Source organism: Sphingopyxis bauzanensis, from assembly GCF_002205675.1.
In the GTDB taxonomy this organism is placed as follows: Bacteria; Pseudomonadota; Alphaproteobacteria; order Sphingomonadales; family Sphingomonadaceae; genus Sphingopyxis; species Sphingopyxis bauzanensis.
The window spans coordinates 1-15,098 of sequence record NZ_NISK01000001.1; the positions used below are offsets into that span (position 1 = coordinate 1).

Below are 15,098 nucleotides of genomic sequence, written 5' to 3' on the forward strand. Positions count from 1 at the left end.
TGCGCGATGCTTTTACTTCAACGATTACACTGTTATTTTGGTTATCGCCAAAATTCGCAATCCGGATGTGTGGCGAGCTATTGAATGTGACAATCTGACGATTCCCATTAAATTCTGACAGCGCGCGCTCACGCCATTTTCCCTGGGCGTCTTTGCTCAAAGAATAGGCCCCCGAGACGGCGGCCTGATCGACAGCATACTGCAGTTCCCGCTTCCACAAGAACCATTGGGCGACATCGACCGCAAGCCCGGTCGCACCGACAAGACCCGACATGCTGAGCGCGGTCAGCAGCAAAGTTCCGCCGCGCTGATTTTGTAGAATTTTGGTCGACGCTGCAGCCTTGGCCTTCCGGATCAAGACGTTTTTGCATCTCGCGAACATGGGCGCCTCCCTACCTAAGCGTGAGAAGCTACGCGGATCAGGTTAAGAAATTATTCACATCCAGCTATCGATCTCAGGTCGGTCTGCTGCCATAGGATGGTGCACGGGAATACCGATATTTTAGAATTTTTGGGCGGCGGCCCCCGTCTTTCGATGGAGTGACGTGACCCCTATCTTTCATCCAGCTGCAACCAGAGACAGAGGGGTGTTGTCGCGCATAAGCGCAGGTGAAGCAACGGGCGGGGTTAAACTGCTGAACCGGCTCTGCCTTCATGGCGCTGCACTGCAATTCGGCCTGCGGACGGGCATTTGGTCAACCACGGTGCGTCGAGGGCGGGAGCGCAAGGCACTCCCGCCCTCTCGGCTAGCCGTCAGAACTTCACGCGAGCAGTAAAGCGCGCGTTGATCGGCGCGCCGGGCGTGATGTTATTGTTGTTGTGCGCGTCGGAGAAATAGGTCTCGTCGAGCAGGTTCTCGACGTTGACCTGGAGCTCGATCCGCTCGTTCGCCTTGAAGAACAGCGCGGCGTCCACGCGGGTAAAGGCAGGCAAGCGGGTGGTGGTTGCGGATGTCCGGATTGTGGCGAACTGGCTCGACTGATGGATCACGCCGATGCCGGCACCGACGTTGCTGTTAAAGTCATAGCGATTCCACAAGGCGAACTGGTGCTTTGGAACCTGCGCCGACCGGACAAAGCCGTTCCCGCGAAGATGTGCATCCTGATAGGTATAGCCGCCGCTCACTTGCCAATTGGACGTGATCCGACCGGTCAGCACCAGTTCGGCGCCCTTGGTCCGCGTCGCGCCAACGTTGATCGTCGCGGTGACATTGTTCGGATCGGGGGTCGTCGCATTGGTGCGGTCAAGTTGAAACAGCGCGAGCGTGGCATTGAGATCGGGTCGGATGTCCCACTTGGCACCGACTTCATAGTTGGTGAAGCTCTCGGGCGCGAGATTCTGCTGGGTCGCCGACATCGTCAGGAACTGGTCGCCCGAGCGCGGCAGGAAGGACTTGCTGTAACTGCCGTAGACCGAGATATAGTCGCGCGGCTTCAGGATCAGGCCGATGCGCGGGGAAACCTTCTCGTCGGTGCGCGCGAAGGGGCGCGGCGTGCCGATCAGATCGGTGCCCTTGATCTTGAACCGGTCGTAGCGCAGGCCGACCACCAGATCGACATGCGCACCGAAGCTGATCTGGTCTTGCGCATAGGCCGAGAAGAATTGCACGTCGGACTCGGTGTTCCGGGCGAGCGCGCCAAAGCGGACCGTCGGATAGACGATATTGGCGAGGTTGAGCGTGCTGCTCGACAGCGTTCCGTTCCGGCGCTGGTTGGTGGAATCCTGATCGCCATATTCGAGGCCGAGCAGAATCTTGTTGCCGATCGATCCGAAATTCACATCCCACACTAAATTGCTCTGGGCGATGAAATTCTCGCGCGTCGTCGGATCGGTATAGCTCGACAGAGCGACGGTGCCGCTCTGCCCGGTGGCGGCGCCATTGGCGAACACATTGGTATAATATTTGTCATAGTCGCCATAGAGCAGCGTGGTCGACCAATTCAGGTTTTCGGCCAGTTCGCCATCGAGCCGGGCCTTGACGATATGCGCTTCCAGGCCGGCGCGATTGACGCCGGGCGTGCCGAAGAAGGTATCGCGATAGCCGGTGATCGGGCGATTGGGCTGGCCTGCCACGGTCGCGATCGACGGCACGCCGCGATCGGTGACGCGATCGTCGTTCACATATTCATAGGACAGGCCCAGATTCCATCGGCCCAGATCGACCGCGAAGTAGGGATTGATCGCGTAGCGCTCGCCGTCGAAGAAATCGCGGTGGCTGTCGAGGCTCTCGTAATTGGCATTGAGACGCAGCGAGGCATTGCCGCTGACCGGCGCATTGATGTCCGCCGAGACATCCCACGCGCCGAAGCTGTTGACGCTGGCCGTGCCGCCAATCGCCAGCGCATCGGCCGACGGTGTCTTTTGCACGCGGTTGATGATGCCGCCGCTACCGCCGCGCCCGAAGATCAGCGCGAAGGGCCCCTTGAGGATCTCGACGCGCTCGATGTTATAGAGGCCGCGATAATATTGGACGTCGTCGCGCACGCCATCGATGAAGAAGTCGGCGGTCGTATTCTGGCCGCGCAGCGTGATCTGGTCGCGATTGCCCTCACCCTGACCGATGGTGGTGCCCGGCACATAGCGCAGGACATCGGCCATGCTGCGCGGCGCCTGATCGTCGAGTCGCTCGCGGGTCACGACGGAGATCGACTGCGGCACATCGAGCAGCGGTGTATCGGTCTTGGTCGCCGTGACCGAATTTTCCGCGAGATAGCCATCCGCCTTGCCGGTGACGATGATCGTGCGGCTGTCGTCCGACTCGGCTTCGGCCGCCATAGCGGCGATTGGAAACGCAAGCATGGCAGCCGACAATAGCAATCTGGATTTCATGAACTTCCCCCTGAGAGTAGCGATTATCGCGCGCCTCTACAGATAATGCGATTGATTAGCAATATTAAGCAGCAGTGAGGAAAATGGGGTGCTAACGGCTAAATACGGCCGCGCACTCCCCCGATCGCCATCGCCTGGCGGCTGGATTTCACGCTTTCATGATGGTTGATGCTCCCGGGGGGCATCCCGTCACCGCGCTTCTGCTCGCGGAGATAGTCCCAAACTGCTACCGGCGAACCGACGACGCTCTGACGTGCTCCCGGACACTTCGGCGAACTTCCCGTCACAATTATCAACGTCCGCTTTCAAACGCTTGCAGGGTAAGTCAGAAAGGCAAGGATCAAGCGAAGGCAGTCGATCCTCTAGTCGGCAGGAGTGCTCAAATGACGGCTTCCAGCGAGTTATAACATAAGTGTCCCCGGGAACGCGGGAATGACGGTATTCGAAACCAATACTGAAATTCTTCGGGAGGCCTTTAGGGCACAATCACTTTCGTATCGCTGACCAAACCCGCCGCCTTTGCCAATCGCTTGTCAAAGGTGAAGAAAGCGTCGCAATCCCTGGCGCGAGCCAGATGCAAGGCGTCTGCAAAGTCCATCCCCAGGTCCGTCCATTCAAGCGCTTGCGCAAGAAGCAGCGCGTCTTCCAGAATGATTCCTGGAAGGCCAGCGACGGAGCGAAGCGCACTCGTTATCTCAGAAGACGAAAAACCGTAGGCACTTCGTAGAACCCATTCGCTCTCAAGCATGACAGAGGTTGCGATGAACAAATCTCCATCACCAATGATGGCATGGGCCTTTTTCGCTTGATCCTTGTCGTCGCGCGTCAGAAATCGGACGATGATATTCGTGTCAATCGCGCGCACGACGGCGAGCCTCAGCGACAATGGCTGCATCCATCTCCGCTATCGATTTCGATTTCCCCGCGAAGGGAAGCGATCCGAACACGGAGTCGATATTGGTGGTGGCAAAACAAGGCGCGGCCTTTAGCAGGACACCATCTTTCGTGTTTTCAACGACGAGCTTGGTGCCCGCGTCCCAATGCCACTGTTGCCGAATCGCCTTTGGAAGAATCACCTGCCCCTTCGTCGAAACGGTTGTCGTCAATTTTTCGGCCGCCGCCATTGCAGGAACCTCCTATGTAAGACAAAGGTAAGACATAGTATGCGCCAGCTTCCGGCGCAAGCCACTCGCCGCGCAGGCCAGCCATAAAGCAGTGGTATCATAAAAATGCCGCCGGCGCTGTGTGCGCCGACGGCCAGGCATCCAGGAGAGAGCTCCGCGTCAGGCGGCGAGTTCGCCCCGATCCTCCTCGAGGGCCTCGTCTCCGGCAGGTTCGTCGACGGCCTCGTCGTCATTGGCCGCTTCATCGGCCTCGGTGTCCGCCGGCTCGATCACGCCGCTCTGGTCATCGACGTCTGCTTCGGCGTCATCCGCCGTGACGGTATCGAGGAACCGCATCGTGTCTGGGATCCAGGCGATCGCCGCGTCCCTGGCCTCCGGCTCGACGATCGCCTCGCCGGCGAACAGCTTCTCGCAGGAGCTCGAAATCTCCGACTTCTTCATCGTGGCGTGCCGCGCCGTGAGCGCCGCGCCGCCGACATCGGCAAGGAGCGCCAAGATCGAGCCCTTGCTGATGCGGTCGAAGTAGTTCTCGGACGTCGGCCGCCACCAGCTTGCCACGTCGACCTCCATGATCGTCGCGAGACGGTTGTGGAGCGCGCAATGCTCGGCGCGGTAGCTGGGCTTCGCCTCAAAGGATCGCGCGACGATATAGGCGAGCCAGTTGGCCTTGCTGTCATCGTCGAGCGCCCGGAAGGCCTCGAAGCGGTCGACCTCCGACTTGTGCTCGGTCCAGGCCGCATCCAAGCCCTCATGCGCTTCGGCGAGATACACCCGCGCACGTGTCTCGGGCTGCTGACCGGAGACGGGATCCTGCGGCGAGCGGGCGCGGATCGTCGAGCCATAGGCGCTGAACGAGCTGTGACGATCGTCGATCATCACGAACAAGGCATAGTCGAGCGCCAGACCCGGGTGGCCAAGAAGCGTCGCCGCAAGGACATCGCGCCGCTGCATCGAGAGTTCGTCGAAGAGGCGCGCGCTGAGCGGCTTGCCGCCTGGCGCCACCGTTTCCGGAGCGGGAGGCGCTGCGGGTTTGCCGCTCGTCCCGCCGGTCGACCGATCGTCGCCCTCCCGATCGCCGTCCGCACCGTCCTCGTCCTCGCGATCCCCGGGGACCTTCACAGGCTGCTCGCTATAGTAGGCCGTGTCGAGCTGCATCTCACCCTTAATCGTCAGTTTGAGGAACAGACCGACCTGGGGCTTGAGTACCTCCGGAAGCACAGGCGTCGTGTCGTGGATCGCGCGGATCTCGTCGCTGAGCGCGTCATGCTCGCGATCGAGCGCCTGATAGGCATCGTCCGTCAGGCTTTCGTCGTCCATCTCGATCGAGATTTCGGATTGGCGCGCATCGATCTCCTCGAGCCGCGCGACCTGCTCGGTGGTCGGCTCGGGCTGCGGCAAGATGACGCGATAAAGGCCGGCCGCGGCGTTGTGGGTATAGTTCGATGCGATCGGCCTGATCCAGCCAAGCCCGAGCTCTTCACCCACGCGCTTGGCCTCGGCCTGCATGATCTCGGCCGCGAGCCGCTGCGCGATTTCCGGATCGACCCATTTGTCGCCATCCTCGCTGAACAGGTCGGGATCGATTTTGCCGCCGGCCGCAACATAGCGGTCCTCGCCGACGAGAATGGCGACCGAGTCGGTCGATTTCATCGTCTCGCTGGCGATAACCCGGCGGATCGTATCGGCATTGCTGTAGTTCCCGCCATAGGCTTCCCAGACGTGCAGCTGCTTCGCCTGATTCTCGGTGGACGCATAGGCCTTGGCGATATCGAGCGTGATCCCGCCCTCGCTCAGAGCATCGAAGATCGGTTCGGCCAGGGTGGCGAGGCGCAGGCGCCCTTCCACGAAACGGCGGGTCACGCCGAAGCGCTTGGCGACTCCGTCGATATCGCCCTTGAGACCGATGAAATATTGGAACGCCCGGCATTCCTCCGCAGGCGTCATCTTCAATTGATGGAAGTTCGCCGCGGTCGACGTCTCAGAGAGCGTCGCTACGTCGCCGGTCAGAACCTTGACGGGGACGTCATAGCTCTCGGCAACGATGACACCGTCCTGAACGAGCTTCATCAGGGCGCGGAGACGGCGACCGCCGTCGAACACTTCGAACGAGCCGCGCGGCTTCTTGACCGGATTGACGAGCAGGTTCTGGAGGATGCCGCGCGCTTCGATATCAGCCGCAAGCTGGGGAATTTCGAGGAGCTCTTCGGGGCGAGAGCGTACGTTGATTGGAGAAAGCGCAAGCTTTGAAAGCTTTACCGTAATGGTCATCGGATGAAGTCCTTCTGGCGTCCGGAACAGCCCGGACACCGGCTCCCCTCCCCCTCCCCTTTTTGTGGCGCCCGCGACGCCTGATGCCGCCGTCGGGATCGCCCATGGCAGCATCGTCTCCGCTCGGGGTCGCAGCTTGCCCGACTGCCATTCTGGACCGGATATGGGCTCGATCATGCCGCGCCCGGCGATTAGGCTGACCGTGTTTTGTCCCGGCCGCCATGCCGCCGGGCCTGAGAGATTATCTGGTCGGGGTCGGGAAGGATGTCGGTATCATGCAGGATGTATTGAAGATCGCGGTCGGCGTGTTCCTCGGATTGATGGCCTTCTGGATCGTCACCGTGGCACTTCCAGCAATGATGCCGCCCAGCGCCGGAGAGCGGGCGGCTCAGGATCTCCTCGATCGGCAATTTGCGCCTGCGAACTAAGCCCGCCGCTGCGGGTCACGAATTCAGTCAGCCGTTTGAGGTCTCAGAGTGATGAGACCTCGCTAGCCCGATCAGAACTGATCCGGTAATTCCGGGCGGTGCGCAACTTAACAATCTTTGCCAATTTTCTTATAAAGATTGCCAAAAGGAGCGAAGCGCCCATGGCGACAATGAACATCTCTTTGCCGGATCCGATGAAGCGTTGGGTCGAAGGCCAAGCCGACACGGGGCGCTACAGCAATGCTAGCGATTATGTGCGAGATCTTATCCGTCGCGATCAGGAACGGGCGGGAAAGATTGCCAATATGCAGCGTTTGGTTGACGAGGCGCGGAGCAGCGGAGTCAGCACTGAATCCATGGCGGACATCCGCACTCGAGCGCTCGAACAAGCACGCGCGCAGTCATAGGCGTGCCATCGTATCAGCTGACGCGTGCTGCCAGCGATGATCTAGTCGCGATTTACTTATACGGGCTCGAAAGGTTCGGGCCGGCACAGGCCGACGGATATCACGATGGGCTAGAGGCGACCTTCAATTTTCTTGGAGAATATCCCCGCGCGGCGCGCGAGCGTGAGGAAATCCGGTCGCCCGTCCGCATCTATCCCTACAAAGCTCATCCCGTCGTCTACGAACTGGGCCGAACGACAACGTGCTGATATTGCGCGTCCGTCATGCGCGCGAGGATTGGCTCTCCGAGATGGACGAAGCCTAGCGCACCTCCGCGGCGGTCATGTAGTCGCCTCCAGGACAGTCGCCAGAATAGCCTCGGCCACCGCTACGGGGACGAAGACCCGCGTGCGATACTGGATCACTTCGGTGAAACACCCCGCCGCCTTCAGCCATGCAAGCCGGTCGGCTGGAAAGCCGACGAGCTCGATACGCTGGGAGCCGTTGACGATGCTCCTCCTGATTGTGAGCGGAAACGGATGGGTGACGTCGATACTGCGCCCGGCAGCAACCGCCTTAGCGATCGCGGAAGCAGGCAGGGTCTCCTTGCGATCGATTCCGAGCGCCGAGAAAAGCCTAAGCACATGATCGTCGAAGACGAGGCGCCCGAGCCAGGATCGCCCTTCACCATCGACGATCCGGTTGACCGCGAGATGGTCGCTCGGAAGGGCGGACCATATCGGAAGGAGCAGCCCGGTCGCGAGGCGCAGCGTCTCGGTGTCGACCTTTTGCCGCAAAACCTCCGCCTCCTGGGTCCAGAGGGCGCCAAAGGTTGCCCGGTCGATCTCCTCCCATGAGGACTCGAACAGGTCGGCCGAGCGCATATAGTCGTTGCGCGAGGGCCGCATGAGTTCGACCCGCGGGATCGGCGTGCCTTCCTTCTCCTCCATGAGCGAGCGGGCCTGCGTCCGGAGCGCCGCCTTGCCCGACTTCCGGTTGATCATGAACGCCGCGCTCTGGTCGCCCTCGGCAATCCGCATGATCCGCTCAAGCGAGACGGGATTGCGGCGGCGCTCGATCTCGATCGTCAGGAGGTGCGAGGTTGCCCCCGTCCCGGGATCGGTGCGCAGAACGACATCGTCGACCAGCCGCGCCGTATCGACAAGGATGGTTTCCACGCCGACATCGAGGCGACCCGCGTCCCGCGCCGCCGCCACACGGGTTTCGGTGAGCGAGAGGAATTCCTCGAAGATGCTATTCTGCAACGCGATCGGTAGCGCCAGGATCCGGTTCAGCCAGCGCTGGATCGGCGGCATCTCGTCCTTCATGACGCCGTCCTTGTCGACGAGTTCGAGGCCGGTCCGATTCTGGAAGTCGTCCAAATTGGTACTCGCGAGCTTTCCGGCGGCGAGGAGGTGGAACCAGCTCAGAAGAGCGCTGCACGCATATTCGCTCTCGAGATTATCGGCGGGATCGAAAAGCCCCTGCCCTCCGGTCTGGCGCTGACCCCGCGTCAGCGCCCCAAGGGTGTCTAGGCGCCGCGCGATCGTGCTGGTGAAGCGGAGCTCGCCCTTGCAATCGGTCGTGACGGGCCGGAACAGCGGGGTCGACGCCTGGTGCGTCCGGTGTGTCCGACCCAGTCCCTGGATCGCGCGATCGGCACGCCAGCCCGGCTCGAGCAGCAGATGGACACGTTGCTCCTGGTTCACCGCGTCGAGCGAGGCGTGGTAGCTCCGTCCCGTGCCGCCCGCGTCCGAGAAGATCAGGACGCGCTTGCGCCCGGCCATAAAGGCGGCGGCCTCGGCCTGGCTGGTGCGCGCCGAGCGGGATTCGAGCTTCTGGCGGCCATCGCCCGCGGTGACGAGCCGCTTGGTGCGCCCCGTCACCTCGGCGACATTGTCGTGCCCGAAATGTCCGAGGAGTGCGTCGAGCGCCGACATGATCGGCGGCAGCGCGCAAAGCCGCTCGATGAGTTCGGCGCGGGCGGTTTCCGCTTCGGGATTGTAGACGGGCTGTCCGTCATCGTCGAGCATGGGGACCGAGCGCGGCGTACCCGTGTCGTCGGTAAAGAACCGCATCTGGCGCGTGGGAAAGGCGCGCTCCAGATAGTCGATCACATATTCCCGCGGCGAGAGATCGATTTCGAGGTCAGCCCGTTCCTCGGGGCTCAGTTCGGCGAGCCGGCGATTGAGGATCGATTCCGCGGTCGTGACGAGCTGGAGAACGACCGATTTGCCCTCGCCGAGGTGGTGACGGACCGCCGCGATCACTGTCGGCAGCTTCATGCTGAGAAGAAGCTGGCCGAAGAAGCGCTGCTTTGCGGATTCGAAGCGGGAGCGCGCCGCGGCCTTGGCGCCGCTGTTGAGCGTGGCGTTCTCGAGGCCATCGACAATGGCGGTCAGTTCGAGCGCCCGTTCCATGTTGCGGTGGATGATCGACCAGGCGTCAGCATAGCTATCGTAGATCGCAATCTGCTCGGTGGTCAGCGCGTGGAGCAGGATCTCATATTCGACGCCGGCGAAGCTGAGCGCCCGAGAGGTGTAGAGGCCGAGCGCCTTCAGGTCGCGGGCGACGAGTTCCATGGCCGCGATGCCGCCCTTGCGAATGCCCGCGATGAACTGTTCGCGATCGTCAAAGGCCGTTCCCGGCCCCCAAAGGCCAAGCCGGACCGCGTAAGCGAGATTGTTGACGTCCGATGCGCCAGTGGCCGAGGCATAGAGGACGCGCGCGCCCGGCAGATGGTTCTGGAGGAGGACACCGCAAACGCCTTGTTGCGATCCCTCCTTCCGGCCGAGCGCTCCTTCGCCGCCGGCGGCCCCGCCCATCTCATGGGCTTCGTCGAAGGCGATGATCCCTTCGAAGTCCGGGCCGGCCCAGTCGAGGATTTGTTGGAGCCGGCTATGGTCGCCGCGGACGGATCGGAGCGTTGGATAGGTGACGAACAGGACGCCCTGTTCGAGGGGGATGGGTTTGTCGATCGTCCAGTTCGCCAGGGGCTGGATGTCGGCCGCAAGGCCCCCGAGCGCGGTCCAGTCGCGCCGCGCGTCTTCGAGTAGCGCCTCGTTCTTCGAGATCCAGATGTTGCGGCGGCGTCCCTGGAGCCAGCTGTCGAGGATGCAGGCGGCGATCTGGCGGCCCTTGCCCGCACCGGTACCGTCGCCGAGGAAATAGCCCTTTCGATAAGCGCGCCCGTCTTCAGCCGCCTCGAGGCCGACGCCTTCCTTGCTGGGACTGAATGTGCCCGGAAGGTAATGCGACCAGGCGTGGCCCGCATAGACGACCGTTTCGAGCTGTGACGCGGAGAGCAAGCGCTCGCTGACCGTCCGCTCGGGCAGGTGCGGCACATAGTCGGGGACCGGCGCGGCGATCGAGCCCATCGCGACGGATTCGACGAGCGCGGTCGGATGCTCGCCAGCGGCGTCGAATACGATGCGGCTCGGTCGATAGGGGAGATAGACACCAACCTGTTCGAGCAGCGGGGCGGGCGTCGCGAGCGCCGAATAAGCGACCGGCAGGACATTGTTGCGTATGGGCGCATGAAAGGGCCGTGGCCTTGGCGGGCGGCTCTTCATGGCGCGGAACAGCGAAGGGTTTGCCGACCGGCGCGGGGGTGCCGCCGGCGCCATCACCAGCGCGGCGCGCGCGGGTATCGCCAGGGCACCGATCAGCTCCCGGATGGAAGACCGCTGGATTGTGGCCGGGATCGCACCGCCGGGCACCTTGTCGATGACGTAGAGGCGGACGGCGATCGAGGTGCCATGTTTCAGATAGCATTTTTCTAGACGGACGGAGGTACGGAGCTGGACGTCGCGCAAGCTGGTCTCGAAGAGGTCGCGCATCCGTGCATTGGGGCCGAACCAGTCGGGCATGATCGCGACGAGGCGGCCGCCCGGGCTGAGGCGCCGAAGAGCTGCCTGGAGGTGGCGGACGGCTGCATGGGCGTCCGCGCCCAGACCAACGGACCGCGAAAATGGCGGGTTCATCAGGATCAACGTCGGCCTTGCCGCATCGGCCAGCGTGGAATTGATCGTGGCACCGTCGTGCCCGGTTACCTGGGCGCCGGGAAACGCGTGGACCAGCCGGGCGCGGCGTTTGGGGGCATATTCGTTGAGCTGGAGTTCTGCGTGGGCGCCGCACTGGGCGACTAGAAGGCCGTTTCCGGCGCTCGGCTCGAGGATGACGTCGTCACCCTGGATGTTCGCGAGGAGGACCGCGATGGCCGCAAGATCGACCGGCGTCGAGAATTGCTGCCATTCGATCTGGCTCTCGCTGCGGACGGTCTGCGTCGGCAAGCGGTCGAGCAGATCGCAAGCGGCATGCGCATCGTCGAGAACGCGCAGCGGATAGGGTGCGGCCTGGAGGTGGTGAACGAGCGCGAGTTCGAGGAGCTCGAAACTCTGGCGCTGGGTCCACAGGCCATCGGCGTCGGTGCCATGGAAGGCTTCGGTCATCGCCGTATTGAGGTCGGCCCGGGAAATCGGGCCACCGGATTTCAGGCGGGCGGCGATGAGGGCGGCTGCACGGATTTCGGCAGCGATCGGCGCGTCGAATAGATCGGACATGATGGGGGTCTCCGGACTGACTGCCCTGTCGGCAGCCTCAGCCCAGATCCCCCTTCCCTCTCCTGCTTCAGGCTCGTTTGTCCGTCGGGCGGGTTCGCTTGCGTTGAAGCGAGGACCTGGTCAGCATATAGCGGCCCGCACATTCCGGATATATCGGACAATCTGGACAATGTAGGCACAACGGCCTATATGGACCGGGAAGGAGTGATCGCGATGGTAGCGCAGGTCCGAAATGCAGATGCGGGTGTTCGTCGATTGGTGGCGAGCGAAGTGACCGAGGTGCTTGGTCGCCAGTCCGGGCTCGCCAAGGAAGCCGTCGCGAACACCGCGCAGATCGTCGCCGCCGTTGCCGCTGCGGTCATCGGGCTGCCCGCGGCCCAGCAAAAGCGCCTCAAGGGCAAGAGTGCAGATGTTGCGACCATGATCGCCGCGTTCGCGCGCGAAGAGAGACCGGCGACAGCAATCCGGATACCGGCGCCTGCTCAGACGGAAGCTCGAAAGGGTTCGGGCTTTGGTGAGCTTGTCGACCTCGATGAAGGACGCCGCCGGCTCGCGGGCTATGTGACCGAGGGATCGCTCGAGGATTGGGCTGGTCCGGTGGCCGGATCAACCATGCTGCATGAACAGGGTATCGCCCGATCGACCCTGCACGACTGGCAGAAGCGAGGCGAAGTCATCGCGCTTCTGTCGGGCGCGCGCAAACATGCGTTCCCGCTCGAGCAGTTCGTTGACGGACGGCCCGTGCAAGGGATCAGCGATGTGCTGGAAATCGCGGGCAATCCGAGGCGCGCGTGGCTTTGGCTCGTTCAACAGAGCCCTTTGCTCGGCGAGAAGCGGCCGATCGATCTGTTGAAGCTGGATCGTCGCCAGGACGTGGCGGACGCGGCGCGGACGGTTTTCAGCAGTCCATGACTGGGGAAGCATCGGCGCCTAGGCGGCGTACACTATGTTGCATTGTACGCCGTTGAGGCGTACAAGATAGCTCACATAGATAGGAGGTAGCCATGCAGGCCTACCATGACGAGATCGGCAAGGTGGATGAGCGCAGTACCGAACGCATGTCGTTCCGGACCAAGCCGCGCATAAAGGAAACGATTCAGAAGGCGGCGGCGCTTTCTGGCGTGGACGATTCCGTCTTCACGATGAACGCCGCCTATCAGGCTGCGATGCTGACGATTGCGGCTCACGAGCATACACTCCTTGAGCCTGCCGATCATGAGGCATTCTTTGCTGCGTTAGATCGCGACCCTGCGCCGACGGAGAAGCTGCGCGCCGCCTTCACCCGGCACGAAGAGGCGATCGTCAGCAGGTGACCGTAGAGCCGGCGGGTACGAAGTACATCATAGAGCCCCTCGATCCATCAAAGCATGATCGAGGGGCATTTTCCTGCGGCATCGAGCAGGTCGACAATTATTTCAGGAAGACAGCCAACAAACTGGCGAAGAGCGACAATGTGAGGGTTCATTGCATGGTTGGCTCGTCCGGCCAGGTGATCGGATTCACCGCAATCAACGCCCATTCGGTTCACTTTTCGAAGCTCCCGGATCGTTTTGCGCGTAACCGGCCGAGCCATGGTCAAATTCCGGCGGCCTATATTTCCATGATCGGTGTTGACAAGCAATCGCAAGGCCAAGGTTTCGGCGGCGATCTGTTAGTTGATTGCCTCAAACGCATTGCACTTGCGGCGCGCGCAGTCGGCATTCGCATGATTCTGCTCGATGTGCTCGACTGCGGTGATGCAGAGCTCGTCGAGCGGCGGAGGCGACTCTATATGGGCTATGGCTTCAATTCGCTCCCGGCAAACGCCCTGCGAATGTTTCTACCGGTCGCCGACGTGGAAGCCCTTATCGCGCAATAGCCCTTTCCGGCGGGTGGAGCCGGATAGAAGGCGATTGGACCCCCTTGTCTCGTGATTGCTTCAGGCGTTGCTGTATATTTCCTGCTGGTCAGCTACGGCGAACGAGGCGCTGGAGCTTCAGAGCGTCGGCTTGAGATTACGCCGCTCGCCAGTTTCCAGAACCTTCGCCCAATCCTTGAGGCTCTCCTTCGGGGGCATGCGCTCGATTGAAAGCCCTGGGCGTGCGTAGCGCTCTTCGGCCTTGGTCGCGCCGCGCCGCCCTGCAGCATCATTGCCAATCGCGAGGATGAGGCGCTCGATCGATGACGACCGCTGGATCTGGTCGAAGCGGCGCGCGCCGAGCGTGGCCCAACACGGGATATCGTTCAAGATCGTGAAGGCCCGCGCCGTTTCGAAGCCCTCGGCAATCGCGAGTGTCCCCTGCCCGCCCCCCTCCCCCTGCCATGCGCCGCGCGCGCGCCTGCCGAGCATAAGTTTCATGCGGTACGACGCGGTTTGTGCGTCGAGGAAGATGCGCTGAATGGCAGTCAGCCGCCGACCTTCCCGAACCGCTACGAGCATTGCGGGCAGGAAGAGCGTCCATGGCCGGCCTTGCTCCGGTGCCGCACGATAGCGGAACAAGGCGTGGTAGAAGAACAATCGTCGGAGGGCGGCGGGCGCTGCGACAGGTGCTGTTCCAGGCTGCGCTCGCCGCAGCCTCTCACAATCAGATGCTGATGCCTATCGCCAAACGTCTCAAAAAACGTGGAAAGCCGCACAAACTCGTCATCATTGCTGTTGCACGCAGGCTCGTCATCATCGCGAACGCCGTCCTCAAAACGGCTACTCATGGCGCCCGAGCCAGTCAAATAGACTCCGTTGCTAGGTCTTTTGCAATAGACGCCGCTCCAAGAGGCTTGCGAAATCCCTGCGACCATCTGCGACAATCGCGATGGTAACTACATCGGCCGCTACGGTATAGATGATGCGATACGGCGGCAACGAGAGCTGCCGCCAATCTGCAATTCCGATGGCTAGCAGTTCGGGCGGAATCGGCCCCTTCAGCGGGAAATCAGCCAAGCTTGCAATCGCGTCAAAAAGACGATCGAGCAAAGCTTCGGCGCCATCAAGCCCTTCCGCTCCGCGCTGTGCAAGACGTTGATTGTAAATTGCTTGCAGGTCGCCTTCGGCCTCCGCGGCGAGTATAATCTGTACCGGCTGTTGGCGGCTCATTGCGCAGCGCGTTTACGAATGCGCTCCTTCAAGCCCAATAGCGGTTGAACGCGACCAGCCGTCATATCGTCGCGCGCCATCGCCAGCAGCTTGAGGAGAGCGAGCAACTCCTGGGTTGCAGCATAGCTGGCGACATCCTGAATGACCGCTTTGGCTTCGCCATTCTGTGTGATGATGAGCGGCGGGGCGCCTTCGCCCAAATCGCGGATCACTTCGGCGCTATGGGCCTTCAAATAGCTGATAGGCTTGATGCGTGTTTCAAGGCCCATATTGATCTCCGGACTGAATTTAGACTAAATATAGGTCCACGCGGTATAATCGGCAAGGCTCGAAATGCCTTGCGATCCTCAAGGACCAATTTGCTCATCCATATGGGCCAAGCCGCAGGTCATGGCGAGATCCAGGCGCCGCCAAATCTGCGTTCCATGTCT

The 15,098-nt window shown here is 61.9% G+C and carries 16 protein-coding genes; 7 read left to right on the forward strand and 9 right to left on the reverse strand.

Annotation, left to right across the window (positions count from 1 at the left end; translation table 11 throughout):
• The 5 genes from CDQ92_RS00005 to CDQ92_RS00025 all read right to left on the reverse strand — a co-directional run.
• The coding region (locus CDQ92_RS00005) for a pilus assembly protein TadG-related protein (protein WP_229667598.1) at window positions 1-382 on the reverse strand (382 nt) is incomplete at its 3' end.
• A gap of 371 nt (window positions 383-753) precedes the next feature.
• The gene (locus CDQ92_RS00010; RefSeq protein WP_088438966.1) at window positions 754-2,829 is read right to left on the reverse strand and encodes a TonB-dependent receptor; all 2,076 of its coding nucleotides are present in this window, start codon (window positions 2,827-2,829) and stop codon (window positions 754-756) included.
• 475 nt (window positions 2,830-3,304) lie between these two features.
• Window positions 3,305-3,694, reverse strand: coding sequence for a type II toxin-antitoxin system VapC family toxin (locus CDQ92_RS00015; protein ID WP_088438968.1), 390 nt, complete (start codon window positions 3,692-3,694; stop codon window positions 3,305-3,307).
• Window positions 3,681-3,953 carry an AbrB/MazE/SpoVT family DNA-binding domain-containing protein gene (locus tag CDQ92_RS00020; RefSeq protein ID WP_088438970.1) on the reverse strand — a complete coding sequence of 91 codons (273 nt, stop codon included), beginning with the start codon at window positions 3,951-3,953 and terminating at the stop codon, window positions 3,681-3,683. Before CDQ92_RS00020 ends, CDQ92_RS00015 begins: the two co-directional genes overlap by 14 nt.
• 159 nt (window positions 3,954-4,112) lie before the next feature.
• Window positions 4,113-6,221, reverse strand: a complete 2,109-nt coding sequence (locus CDQ92_RS00025) for a ParB/RepB/Spo0J family partition protein (RefSeq protein ID WP_088438972.1) — start codon at window positions 6,219-6,221, stop codon at window positions 4,113-4,115.
• A 221-nt stretch (window positions 6,222-6,442) separates the two neighbouring features.
• On the opposite strand from CDQ92_RS00025, the gene CDQ92_RS00030 reads away from it, so the two are divergent.
• The 3 genes from CDQ92_RS00030 to CDQ92_RS00040 all read left to right on the forward strand — a co-directional run bounded on the left by CDQ92_RS00030 (window position 6,443) and on the right by CDQ92_RS00040 (window position 7,304).
• On the forward strand, window positions 6,443-6,649 hold the full coding sequence (locus CDQ92_RS00030; RefSeq protein ID WP_088438974.1) for a hypothetical protein: 207 nt from the start codon (window positions 6,443-6,445) through the stop codon (window positions 6,647-6,649).
• A 161-nt stretch (window positions 6,650-6,810) separates the two neighbouring features.
• Window positions 6,811-7,056: a type II toxin-antitoxin system ParD family antitoxin gene (locus tag CDQ92_RS00035; protein ID WP_088438976.1), complete on the forward strand. Its 246-nt coding sequence runs from the start codon at window positions 6,811-6,813 to the stop codon at window positions 7,054-7,056.
• A gap of 2 nt (window positions 7,057-7,058) precedes the next feature.
• Complete coding sequence (locus CDQ92_RS00040; RefSeq protein ID WP_229667597.1) at window positions 7,059-7,304, forward strand: type II toxin-antitoxin system RelE/ParE family toxin; 246 nt, start codon at window positions 7,059-7,061, stop codon at window positions 7,302-7,304.
• Between the two features lie 72 nt (window positions 7,305-7,376).
• On the opposite strand, the gene CDQ92_RS00045 is transcribed toward CDQ92_RS00040, so the two are convergent.
• The gene (locus tag CDQ92_RS00045; protein ID WP_088438978.1) at window positions 7,377-11,597 is read right to left on the reverse strand and encodes a strawberry notch family protein; all 4,221 of its coding nucleotides are present in this window, start codon (window positions 11,595-11,597) and stop codon (window positions 7,377-7,379) included.
• A gap of 189 nt (window positions 11,598-11,786) precedes the next feature.
• On the opposite strand from CDQ92_RS00045, the gene CDQ92_RS00050 reads away from it, so the two are divergent.
• The 3 genes from CDQ92_RS00050 (at window position 11,787) to CDQ92_RS00060 (ending at window position 13,455) form a co-directional block, all read left to right on the forward strand.
• Complete coding sequence (locus tag CDQ92_RS00050; RefSeq protein ID WP_088438980.1) at window positions 11,787-12,509, forward strand: antitoxin Xre/MbcA/ParS-like domain-containing protein; 723 nt, start codon at window positions 11,787-11,789, stop codon at window positions 12,507-12,509.
• A gap of 92 nt (window positions 12,510-12,601) precedes the next feature.
• A complete protein-coding gene (locus CDQ92_RS00055; RefSeq protein WP_088438982.1) occupies window positions 12,602-12,910 on the forward strand; it encodes a type II toxin-antitoxin system TacA family antitoxin in 309 nt (102 codons plus the stop codon).
• Window positions 12,907-13,455 (forward strand): GNAT family N-acetyltransferase, encoded by a 549-nt coding sequence (locus CDQ92_RS00060; protein WP_088438984.1) that lies wholly within the window; start codon window positions 12,907-12,909, stop codon window positions 13,453-13,455. Before CDQ92_RS00055 ends, CDQ92_RS00060 begins: the two co-directional genes overlap by 4 nt.
• A 117-nt stretch (window positions 13,456-13,572) precedes the next feature.
• On the opposite strand, the gene CDQ92_RS00065 is transcribed toward CDQ92_RS00060, so the two are convergent.
• Complete coding sequence (locus CDQ92_RS00065; RefSeq protein WP_229667596.1) at window positions 13,573-14,076, reverse strand: toprim domain-containing protein; 504 nt, start codon at window positions 14,074-14,076, stop codon at window positions 13,573-13,575.
• Here CDQ92_RS00065 and CDQ92_RS21925 point away from each other — a divergent pair.
• On the forward strand, window positions 14,037-14,393 hold the full coding sequence (locus tag CDQ92_RS21925) for a transposase (protein WP_201792015.1): 357 nt from the start codon (window positions 14,037-14,039) through the stop codon (window positions 14,391-14,393). The two genes, CDQ92_RS00065 and CDQ92_RS21925, sit on opposite strands and share 40 nt — an antisense overlap.
• Here CDQ92_RS21925 and CDQ92_RS00075 read toward each other — a convergent pair.
• Together CDQ92_RS00075 and CDQ92_RS00080 are read right to left on the reverse strand one after the other, a co-directional pair.
• Window positions 14,317-14,667 carry a type II toxin-antitoxin system RelE/ParE family toxin gene (locus CDQ92_RS00075; RefSeq protein WP_088438988.1) on the reverse strand — a complete coding sequence of 117 codons (351 nt, stop codon included), beginning with the start codon at window positions 14,665-14,667 and terminating at the stop codon, window positions 14,317-14,319. The genes CDQ92_RS21925 and CDQ92_RS00075 overlap by 77 nt on opposite strands.
• Window positions 14,664-14,936, reverse strand: coding sequence for a type II toxin-antitoxin system Phd/YefM family antitoxin (locus tag CDQ92_RS00080; RefSeq protein ID WP_088438990.1), 273 nt, complete (start codon window positions 14,934-14,936; stop codon window positions 14,664-14,666). The genes CDQ92_RS00075 and CDQ92_RS00080 overlap by 4 nt, the downstream gene beginning before the upstream one ends.
• Window positions 14,937-15,098 lie beyond the last annotated feature (162 nt).